General features: G+C 72.1%; 8 protein-coding genes. 5 read left to right on the forward strand and 3 right to left on the reverse strand.

Features of this window, described 5'->3' with window-relative positions; translation table 11 throughout:
- The first annotated feature begins 80 nt into the window (after positions 1 to 80).
- From C7C45_RS14885 to C7C45_RS14900, 4 genes are all read left to right on the forward strand, one after another.
- Positions 81 to 3,674: a sensor histidine kinase gene (locus C7C45_RS14885; protein WP_110564258.1), complete on the forward strand. Its 3,594-nt coding sequence runs from the start codon at positions 81 to 83 to the stop codon at positions 3,672 to 3,674.
- Positions 3,671 to 4,075 (forward strand): roadblock/LC7 domain-containing protein, encoded by a 405-nt coding sequence (locus C7C45_RS14890; protein ID WP_030329023.1) that lies wholly within the window; start codon positions 3,671 to 3,673, stop codon positions 4,073 to 4,075. The genes C7C45_RS14885 and C7C45_RS14890 overlap by 4 nt, the downstream gene beginning before the upstream one ends.
- Positions 4,076 to 4,173: 98 nt before the next feature.
- On the forward strand, positions 4,174 to 4,551 hold the full coding sequence (locus C7C45_RS14895) for a DUF742 domain-containing protein (RefSeq protein ID WP_030329021.1): 378 nt from the start codon (positions 4,174 to 4,176) through the stop codon (positions 4,549 to 4,551).
- Between the two features lies 1 nt (position 4,552).
- Complete coding sequence (locus C7C45_RS14900) at positions 4,553 to 5,146, forward strand: GTP-binding protein (protein WP_110564259.1); 594 nt, start codon at positions 4,553 to 4,555, stop codon at positions 5,144 to 5,146.
- Between the two features lie 241 nt (positions 5,147 to 5,387).
- Here the strand turns inward: C7C45_RS14900 and C7C45_RS14905 are convergent, their stop codons facing one another.
- Both C7C45_RS14905 and C7C45_RS14910 read right to left on the reverse strand, forming a co-directional pair.
- Positions 5,388 to 7,865, reverse strand: coding sequence for a transposase (locus C7C45_RS14905; RefSeq protein ID WP_110564260.1), 2,478 nt, complete (start codon positions 7,863 to 7,865; stop codon positions 5,388 to 5,390).
- Between the two features lie 39 nt (positions 7,866 to 7,904).
- Positions 7,905 to 8,867 carry a DNA primase gene (locus C7C45_RS14910; protein ID WP_110564261.1) on the reverse strand — a complete coding sequence of 321 codons (963 nt, stop codon included), beginning with the start codon at positions 8,865 to 8,867 and terminating at the stop codon, positions 7,905 to 7,907.
- Positions 8,868 to 9,027: 160 nt separating this feature from the next.
- Between C7C45_RS14910 and C7C45_RS14915 the strand changes: the two genes are divergently transcribed.
- Positions 9,028 to 9,369 carry a PadR family transcriptional regulator gene (locus tag C7C45_RS14915; RefSeq protein WP_110564262.1) on the forward strand — a complete coding sequence of 114 codons (342 nt, stop codon included), beginning with the start codon at positions 9,028 to 9,030 and terminating at the stop codon, positions 9,367 to 9,369.
- A 21-nt stretch (positions 9,370 to 9,390) separates the two neighbouring features.
- On the opposite strand, the gene C7C45_RS14920 is transcribed toward C7C45_RS14915, so the two are convergent.
- The gene (locus C7C45_RS14920) at positions 9,391 to 10,065 is read right to left on the reverse strand and encodes a permease prefix domain 1-containing protein (RefSeq protein WP_110564263.1); all 675 of its coding nucleotides are present in this window, start codon (positions 10,063 to 10,065) and stop codon (positions 9,391 to 9,393) included.
- Positions 10,066 to 10,086 lie beyond the last annotated feature (21 nt).

Raw genomic sequence — 10,086 nt, forward strand, 5'->3', positions numbered from 1 at the left:
TCGGGGGTCCGACCCGCCGGGTCGGTCGCTGGGCGTTGCCCGGGGCAACGCGTTGAAGCTGTAATCGCGAGGGCGGTGACGTGAGCAAACGGCCAAAGACGGCGGGCTCCTTCCTGTCGCGGCTGCGCCGGCCGGCCAGCCGGCTCCGGGACATGCCGATCTGGTCCAAGCTCGGTCTCATCATGATCGTGCCGACCATCGCCACAGTCGTGGTGGGCACCAGTGGTCTTGTCGACCATGTGGAAACGCTCAACAATGCCAACCGAGCCGGCGACCTGGCCAACCTGTCGAGCTATTCAGGCAACCTGGTCGACACGCTGCAGGACGAGCGGACCGCCGCCGTGCTGCTGCTGGGAGCGGACGGGACACAGCCGACAGCGCAGTACCAGGAGGCCTACAACCGGGTGAACTCCCGGGTGGACCAGGAGACGGGCCCCTATCGGCAGCAGCGGGCCGAGATCGATGACCTGCCCGCCAGCCTCGAGTCCCTGCTCGACGGCATCGACCAGAACCTGCAGGACCTGTCGGGCATCCGCAGTCAGGTGTTCAGCGGCAAGCTCGCGCTCACCGAGACCGTCCAGGCGTACGAGGGCCTGATCAGTGACCTGCTCGCCATCCGTGACTCGGCCACGCAGCTCGCCGGCGACAACGACCTGAGCGACCGGATGCGCGCCGCCGCGGCGGTCGCCCGGGAGAAGGAGTTCCTCGCCGAACGCCGGGTCGTGGTGCACCGCGCGCTGGGCGTCAAGGGTGGGCAACGCCTCACTCCGGCACTGCGCACCGACTACATCGCCAGCGGCACCGGCCAGCAGCAGGCACTGCAGAGCTTCAAGGCCGTCGCCACCCCGGAGGACGCGAAGTTCCACGACCAGACCGTCGCGGGCGGCGACCGTCGGGAGGCACAGAACTACACCGGCTGGATCGACGGCAACACCACCGGCGACATGCGCGGTGCGCCGTTCAAGCCGGACCAGTGGGAGGCCGCGATGACGGCCAACGCCAAGCTGATCCGCACCGTTGAGCAGAAGCTCGACGATGAGGTGGTCACCGGCGCCGACAACCTCCGCTCGGACGTCCAGCGCCAGGTGTTCCTGGAGACCGGCCTGCTGCTCAGCATGCTGCTGCTGGCCATCCTCTTCGCGTACCTGGTCGCCCGCTCCATGGCCCGCTCACTGCGTGAGCTGCGCCAAGGTGCGCTGTCCGTCGCCCAGTACGGCCTGCCCCAGGCAGTGGCCCGCCTGCGCGACCCGCAGGTCGTCGGCCAGCTCTCCCCGGTGCAGCTGGCCAACCAGATCGCCGAGCCGCTGCCGGTCCGGAGCAAGGACGAGTTCGGCCAGGTGACCGAGGCGTTCAACGCCGTCCACCTGGAAGCCGTCCGCACGGCCGCCGAGCAGGCCGCGCTGCGCGCCTCCGTCGCGACCATGTTCGTCAACCTGGCCCGCCGTTCGCAGATCCTGGTCGACCGCCTCATCGGGCACCTCGACCGGCTGGAGCGCGGCGAAGAGGACCCGGACCGGCTGGCCGAGCTGTTCCAGCTCGACCACCTCGCCACCCGGATGCGCCGCAACGACGAAAACCTGCTGGTGCTCGCCGGTGCCGACTCCACCCGTGTGCAGCGTGAGCCGGCCGCGCTCATCGACGTGCTCCGCGCCGCGCAGTCCGAGGTCGAGCACTACACCCGTATCGAGTTCGGTGTCATCGACCGCGACATCGAGGTCGCCGCGCACGCGGTCAACGACCTGGTGCACCTCGTCGCCGAGCTGTTCGACAACGCCACCGCGTTCTCGCCGCCGGACTCGCAGGTGATGGTCGAGGCCCGCCGGGTCGGCGACCGCTCCTCGCTCTACGTCGAGGACCGCGGTATCGGCATCAGCGCCGAGCAGTTGCACGACCTCAACGAGCGGCTCGCGACGCCGCCGCAGGTGGACGTGGCAGTGTCCCGGATGATGGGCCTCGTCGTGGTCGCCCGGCTGGCGTCCCGGCACGGTGTCCGGGTCGAGCTGCGCCCCGGCTCCGACCGGGGCACGGTCGCCGACGTGACCCTGCCCACCTCCGTGCTGGTGCCCCGGGCGCTCTCCGGCCGGGTGCAGCAGTCCCCGGCGATGCCCGCGGCCAACGGCCCCCAGCCGGGTGGGTCGGTGCCGGTCTTCGGTGCGCTGCCCGCGCTGGGCAACGTCCCTCGCCCGAGCGAGTCCGGCAACCAGGTCACCCTCGGCGGTCGCCCGTTCGACCCCGCATCGCGCAACGGTGCCGGCACCCCCGCCAACACCGGCTCGTACCGCTCCATGCCGGCCTGGTCGGATCTGACCGGCGCGGCCGGGACGAACGGTGTCAACGGCGGCGACGGGTTCACCCCGCGGCCGGCCAACGGCCAGTCGATCGACCCGCTGCCGCAGCGCCGTGCCGGGGACGACAGCCCGACCACCGGTCAGCAGCCGTCCATTCCTCGGCAGTTGCCGAGCAGCCCCGAGGCACCTCCGTACTCGGTGCCGCCGGTCTCCGCTCAGCCCTACTCCGGCGCGCCGGTCTCCGCCTCGCCGGCCTCGGGCCAGCCGTACTCCGGGCAGCCCTACTCGGGTGCGCCGTACGCCGGTCCGCCGGTGTCAGCGTCGCCGGTGTCCGCGTCGCCGGTGTCCGCGTCGCCGGTTTCGGCGTCGCCGGCGTCCGGTCAGCCGTACTCGGTGCCGCCCGCCTCCAGCCCGTCGTTCAGCGGGTTCGCGCCCCGATCCGCTCCGCCCGCGCAGACGCCCAGCGTCCCCGCGCCGCCGGCCTGGCCGCCGGTGCCGGGTGCCGACCGGGACGCGGCGACCCCGCCGGTGCCGGAACGGCTTGCCGCCGCTCTGGACATGACGACGGAGTTGCCGCGTGTGCCGCGACCCGGCGAGCAGCCCGCAGCCGCAAACCGGCCGCCGGCCCCCGCTCCCGCTCCCGCTCCCGCTCCTGCTCCCGTTCCGGCTCCGGCTCCGGCTCCGCAGAGTCGGCCGGCGCCGCAGCAACCGCAGGCGCAGAACCGGCAGCGGTACGCGGACGAGACGATGGAGCTGCCGATCTTCCGGGAGCTTGAGTCGGCCTGGTTCCGTACCCGCCGCCCGGGCTCGGAGGAGCCTGCGGCTGGCGCCCAGCCGGCAACGAACGGCGACACCGCGACCCAGCAGTTCGCCACGGTCGAGGCCACCGGTCGGACAGTCCACAAGACACCACCCGGGACGACAGGTAACACACCGATGGCAGACACTCCGACGGCCGGAGGAGCGCCGCGGGACAGCGGCTCCACAGCGAGCGAGGGCGCCCGCCCCAGCGTCGCCGAGAGCCTGTCGAACCGCCGGCCCCAACCGCAGTCCAACGGCTGGCAGACCGCAGCTGACGATGGCTGGCGTGCCGCTTCGGCGGCGGCTGGCGCGGCACCGGTGAGCGAAACCACCACTACCGGCCTGCCGAAGCGCAAGCCGATGGCGCAGCTCGTGCCGGGTGCGGTGGAGAAGCCCACCACCTCGGTCCAGCGCCGTTCCCCGGAGGCGGTCCGTGGCCTGCTCTCCGCCTACCACCGGGGCGTGCAGCGAGGGCGTAGCACCTCGGACAACCCGACCAGCCCGGAGGCGACTCCGGGCGGGCAATCCTCGCAGTCTGGCTCAGGCCCGGTGGCCGGGAGCGGGCAGAAGGAGCAAGAAGGATGACAACTACGCAGGATCTTGGTTGGCTGCTGGCCAACTTCGCCGACCGGGTGCCCGGCGTCGCGCATGCGGTCGCCGTCTCGGCGGACGGCCTACTCCTCGCGTCGTCACGGGATCTGCCGCGCGACCGGGCCGACCAGCTCGCCGCGATCTCCTCGGGTCTGGTGAGCCTGACCCAGGGGGCAGCCCGCTGCTTCGAGGGAGGCGCGGTGTTGCAGACCGTCGTGGAGATGGACAATGGCTTCCTGTTCCTGATGTCCATCTCGGACGGCTCGTCCTTCGCCGTGCTGGCGGCCCGCAGCTCCGACGTGGGCCAGGTCGGCTACGAGATGGCGCTGCTGGTCGACCGGGTGGGCGACGCGCTGACCCCGCAGCCGCGTGCGGCTGCGGGCATGCTGGGCTGACGCCCCGCCGATCGTGAGGTCGGCACGACCGCAACAACGACAACGACGGGTTTCACCGGTGGGAGCCGGCAGCGGGTACGAAGGAGGTGAGCGGCGAGATGGCCGATCGTGACGAGCCGACCGGAGCGTTGGTCCGTCCATACGCCGTGACCCGTGGTCGTACCCGTCCCCGGCTCGACATCGCGCTGGAGGCGCTCGTCGAGACGACGGTGCGCGGCCGGGCCGCTGCCAATGGCAACGGCGGCCAGGGCCGCGAACACCAGTACATCGCCGCGCTGTGTGACGGACGCGTGCAATCGCTCGCAGAGATCGCGGCGCGGATGCAGCTCCCGCTCGGTGTGGCCCGGGTGCTCATCGCCGACATGGCGACGGACGGCCTGGTCGCAGTCCACGAGCCGACCATTTTGGACGACTCCGACGACGCGGTGGGCACTGAACTGCTGGAGAGGGTGCTGAGTGGACTTCGCAGGCTCTGACATGTCGCACCGCCCGCCTAACCCGAGTGGGCGCGTGACGTCGGCGAAGATCGTTATCGACGGCGGATTCGGTGTCGGTAAGACGACGCTGGTCGGTTCGGTCTCGGAGATCACGCCGCTGACCACCGAGGCCATCATGACCTCCGCTGGCGTGGGCGTCGACGACACCCGGCAGGTGCCGGGCAAGACGACGACCACGGTGGCCATGGACTTCGGCCGGATCTCGATCGACCGTGACCTGATCCTGTACCTGTTCGGTACGCCGGGTCAGACCCGATTCTGGTTCATGTGGGACGAACTGGTTCGGGGTGCCATCGGTGCGGTCGTGCTGGTGGACACGCGCCGGCTGGCCGACTGCTTCGCGGCGATCGACTTCTTCGAGCACCGACGCCTGCCGTACCTGGTGGCGATCAACTGCTTCGACGGGATGCAGTACCACGACCCGCAGGACGTTCGGGACGCCTTGGCGATCTCGAGCGACGTGCCGGTGGTGGCCTGCGACGCTCGTAACCGGGAGTCGACGAAGCACGTGCTGATCTCGCTGGTCGAGTACGTGCTCACCATGCGCCGTACGCGCGCCGTCGCCCCGGCCTGATCGGGACGCCGCACGCCCGGTGGTGGCTCCGGCCGCCATCGGGCGTTTCGCCCTGCCCGCCGTGTGGCCCTTCGCCGCCTTCTTGAGAGCTGGAAGATTTCCACCCCGTTCAGGGTGCGTTCCTTCCAGGTCTTCGAGGGGCGGCGTTTTCGGTGTGGCAGGGAGGCGTCCTGCCCCACACGAAATCGCGCCCCCGATCAGTTGACCGGGGGCGCGATTCGAGTAGGGCAGAGGGCGAAGGTCAGGACTGGTAGCCGGCGGAGCGGTACTCGTACTCCCGGTCGTCGTCGCGGTCCCCGTGGTCGCGGCTGAAGTCCCAGCCGCCGGCCGCCTCGCGACCGGGCCGACCACCCACCGCGAAACCGCCGATCTCCTGTCCGCGACGCCAGCCGCGGAAGTAGCCGGTGGTGTTCTCCGCGAGGCTTGCCGCATCACGCACTATCCGCAGTGGGCGCTCCTCGCGCAGCGGCGAACCAGGGACCAGATTGGCCTGTGGCACGCGCTTCGGCAGCCCGGCGTTGGTCTCGGCGCCCACTGCCGGGCGGGCCGCCTGCTCAGCGGCCTGCCAGCCGGTGTCGGCCGTGGTCGACCAGTCCAGGTCGGACTCCTCGGCCTGCCCGACGAACCAGGCCGACTTGGCCTGCGCGAAGATCAGCAGGTCGCCGTCGCCCTCGTCGGCGACCGGTGGGGGCCGATGCTCGACCGGCGGCGGCGGACGGTGCTCCATTGCCGGCGGGCGGTGCTCCATTGCGGGCGGACGGTGCTCCATTGCCGGCGGACGGTGCTCCACCGGGGGCGGCGGGCGGTGCTCGGCAGCGCGGTCCGAGCGAGCGGCCGCCCGGCCGCTACGAGCGGCCTGCTCCCGGTCGACCAACCGCAACGGCGGCGTCTCCAGGTGCGGATCCGCGGACGGGTTGAGCCCCTCCCGCAGCGCCCGGTCAGCCAGTGGCGGCGGCTCCACCAGCCGCAGCATCGGTGGCTCCTGCGGCAGGTCGTCCGCCAGCCAGGGCGGGGTGACCCGACCGTCGGCCCGACCGGGATCGGTCGGGGCGTCGATGCCACGGCTGCCACCGTACGAGTAGGCCACCGGGTTGTTCGGCGAGCTGTCGGCCGGGTCCTCCGGGTTGTTGACCAGTGGCCAGTTGGCCCGGGATCCGGGCGGTGCGGCCTCCTGATCCGGGCGGGGGGTCGGCACCGGAATGCTGAGGTCGGTGGCGCTGAACCCGCCCGTGGGCGGCTCGTCGACCGGGCGTTGCAGGTGGCTCTGCCGCTGCTCGCCGTTGGTCTTGGGGCGGGGCGGGATGACCGTGCGCTGCCGTTCCGCCCGCGCGTGGTTGATCGCGGCGGTGGTCAGCGTCGGCCGGAACGGCTCACCGGCCTCCGCCGGGGGCACCGTGCCGCGCTGTGCGGGTGCGATCGGGGTGATCCCCGGCGGCGGGGGCGGCGGCGAGGAGACCGGCCGGTTGGTCGGACCGTCGATCCGGCTGGCAACCGACTCGGTGCGCGCGGGCAGCGTGGACGCCGGCGGACCAGCCATCGCCGCCGGGGCCATCGGCGCGGGTGCGACCGGCGGCGGCGTGACCGGAGCCGGGGCGACCGGTGGTGGCCCGAGTGGGCGGGGCGACGCCAGCGGCGCGTTACCACCGACCGGCTCGGGGCGGCTGCGTCGCCCGAGGACGGGTGCGGGGTCGGCGGCCGGAGTGGGCCGAACCGACCGCAGACCGGCAGCGGTGCCGGCCAGACCGGTCAACTCGCCGACCGACTCGCCCCGGCGGGCGGCGGCCCGGCGGCCCGGCGCCTGAGTGGGCGTGCTGACCCGTGAGCTGAGAGCGCTGACCAGCGCCTCGCAGCCCGCGTCGCAGGCTCGCACGGAGGCGACGGCCTGGCGGACCGTCTCGGCCACCGCGGAGGTGAGCGCACGGTTGACCGCGGCGCGGCGTGGCGTCTCGGAGATGGCGACCCGCAGGGCGGTGACCGCCTCGTTGATTTCTTCGGCGTCGGCGACCCCGTCGGCGGCGAGGTGCGCGGCGATGGCATCCGCTGCCACCGACACCTCGCGGCCCCGGGCGACGGTGCCTCCGAGCATGCCCGGCTCGGGCAGCGCGTCCAGCACTGCCAGAGAGACCGGTTCGGCCGGGTCCGGGTACGCGCGCAGGGCCGCCGGGTAGAGCTCACGCAGAACCTCGCGCAGCGCCACGGCGGCGGAGTGTCGGCCACTGGCCAGCGCGGCGTGCGCGGAGAGCACCTGCTTGTAACCGGCGAGGTCCCGGGGTGCCGGCAGGGTGACCGCGGAGAGCGCGCCCGCCTGCAACGCACGGGCCAGGCCGACGGCCCGTCGTTCGGCCGGAGGCGACTGCATCTCCTCCAGTGAGTCGTCATCGGCGAACCGCTCGGCGAAGTCGTCCACCGAGTCGTCGTCGGCGATAGCCAAAGGTCGACCTGCCGCGCTCAACAGCGAGGTGACCGTGTGGTCGTCGCTGTCGGCCGCGATGGCCGCACCGCTCGGCCCGCCCGACCGCTCCACGAGCAGCGCGACGAGCTGGGCGTAGCCAGCGGCGTCATCGCTGATCTCGCAGACATGCAGCAGACGGCCTGCGTCGTCGACCACAGCGGACGTCAGCGTCGAGCCGGCGGAGGCCGGTCGGTCAGCTGGATCCGCCGAGGCCAGACCGCAGTAAACGCGCACGAGCGCCACGGCGTCGTCCTCCTCCCGGGACAGGTGTTTCCTCTGCCAGCAACTGATGCTCCCCGGTACGGGTCAGTCGCGCCAGTCCACCACCGCAGAGATCTTGCCGACAATGGTGCGCCAACCCAAACTCGCGGTCTGCGCTCCGATCTTCTTCAGCCGTCGGCGACCCATGAACGCGCCGATCCCACCGTTGGCGGTGGCACGCAATCCCTCGTCCAGATCATCGAGGCTGGAGCCGGCGGAGAGCATGTCCAGCACCGCAGGCAGCCGCAACGCGTACGAGATGTCACGCGCGACCTCGCCGGCCTCGATCAGCAGCGTCGAATCCCAGGTGTCGTGCCCGCCGCGCAGGTTCTCCACGACCAGGTCGAGCTCGTAGGTGTCCTCGTCGAGCGGCGCGATATCTGCCGGCTCCACCCGTTCGGACAATTCATTCCAGCTGTCCAGTTGGGACAGATCGTTGGGCGCACCCGACCGGATGAAACTGACCAACGACTCGGGGGTCTTGAACAGCAGCAGCTTGCCCCGGTGGCTGAGGAAGATCGGCACTTCCTCGTCGTTCGCCTCGTCCGCGACGGCCTCGTCCGCCTCGTCGTCCGCGTCGGTGTCGGCGGTCGCGGCGCGGCGGCGCGTCGACTCGTCCTCGTCCTCGTCGCTGTCGGCGAACTCCTCGGCCAGCTCCTCGTCGAGGATGACGACGGTCTCGTCGTCGTCCTCCTCCTCGATGACCTGGCGGCGGGCGAGGAACGGGTCGTCCTGGTCGCGTTCGGTCACGTCGGTCGGCGTCAACGAGCTGGCCGGCCGGTACGCCCGCAGGGTGAAGCCGGTGCCGGCGGGCAGGGCGATCTCTACCGGATCGATGTGCAGCTCGTCCCAGAGCGAACGGTCGACCGAGGCCGACGTGCGGTCGGTCTCCTCGGCCTGATCTGGCTCGGCCGCGCCGGTGGTGTCGTCGAGCTCGGGCTCGTCGGCGTCGGGCCGTTGGGGCGACTGGCGGGCCACGCTGACCTCCGTGTGCTTCGGGTTGCCCACCCGCCGGGGTCTCTGACCGGCGAGTGACTCTGGGCACATACCCTAGTCGGCGGCCCTGGGTGACCGATGCCCGCACCCCGGTGGCCGGCTGGCGCACGGGTTCGACCTGCTGGTGGCTGCCGGTGGCGAACCGGCCGATCGACAAGTAGCGTAGCTACGCATGAAGGCCCAGGAGTTGCACGGCCATCTCGACGCTCTGCTGCTCGCCGTCCTCGAACAGGGCGCGCTGCACGGGTACGCCATCATCGAGTCGCTGCGCGCGCGCAGCGAGGGCAGCCTGGATCTGCCCACCGGCACCATCTATCCGGCGTTACGTCGCCTGGAACGCGCCGGGTACGTGGCGAGCACCTGGAGCACGGTCAACGGCCGGGAACGGCGGACGTACGAGCTCACCGACTCGGGCCGGCGGGCGCTGGCCGGCGAGCGCGCCGGCTGGCACGAGTTCCAGCTGACCGTGGGTCGGTTCCTCGATCCCGGCAGCTCATCCACCACCCCGGCCTGACTCTCCGGCGAGCGGCGCTGGTCAGCGGGCGTTGGCCAGCAGCCAGCCGCGCGTCGCGCGGGTCAGCGAGAAGTAGGCGCCGCCCACCAGCACCGCACCGATGATCATCGGCGGCCAGCGCAGCGCCGCGTCCCAGAGACTGATCGACCAGACGAAGAGGGCGCAGCCGGCGACCATGCCGAGAGCCAGCACGCCGGTCAGGCCGGTGCCCACCATGCGTTGCGCCACGGCCAGGCCCGGCCGGGTCGAACGGGCGCTCGCCGCGACCACCAGCAGGCCGACCACCGCGAGCAGCAGCGAACCCGCCCAGATCCAGTCGACCGAGTTGGAGAGCAGCAGGTAGCCGGCCGGGGGGCGTGGGCCGTCGCTCCAGCTCGCCCCCCGCCAGGTCAGGTCGCCGGCAGCCATCCCCACGCCGGCGATCACCAGCATCCGCAGGGAGAGCCCGCGCAGGGCGCCGACCGCCAGCTCCGCCTGCCAGGAGGGGAGTAGCTGCGCCGGCGAGCCGAACTCGACCACCGCCCGGCGCTGCGCCTCCGTGGGTGGCACACCGCTCTCGCGGTACGCCTCGACGGCGTCCAGCAGCCCGTGCCGGGCCTCGGTCAGCAGGTCGGACTTGAGTCGTGCCGGCCCCTGCAACCGGGAGCCCAACTCCCGCAGGTGCTCGTCGACCAACACGTCCTCACAGCGCGGCATGGCACCACCCTGCCACGGACC

Origin of the sequence: Micromonospora arborensis (genome assembly GCF_003205615.1) — a bacterium.
GTDB classification, from domain to species: domain Bacteria; phylum Actinomycetota; class Actinomycetes; order Mycobacteriales; family Micromonosporaceae; genus Micromonospora; species Micromonospora arborensis.

Bases quoted from the DNA above. Each gene is read 5' to 3' on its own strand.
- C7C45_RS14915 (WP_110564262.1), top strand. From the start codon at position 9,028: ATGAAGGCCCAGGAGTTGCACGGCCATCTCGACGCTCTGCTGCTCGCC.
- C7C45_RS14895 (WP_030329021.1), top strand. From the start codon at position 4,174: ATGGCCGATCGTGACGAGCCGACCGGAGCGTTGGTCCGTCCATACGCC.
- C7C45_RS14920 (WP_110564263.1), bottom strand. From the start codon at position 10,065: ATGCCGCGCTGTGAGGACGTGTTGGTCGACGAGCACCTGCGGGAGTTG.
- C7C45_RS14890 (WP_030329023.1), top strand. From the start codon at position 3,671: ATGACAACTACGCAGGATCTTGGTTGGCTGCTGGCCAACTTCGCCGAC.
- C7C45_RS14900 (WP_110564259.1), top strand. From the start codon at position 4,553: ATGTCGCACCGCCCGCCTAACCCGAGTGGGCGCGTGACGTCGGCGAAG.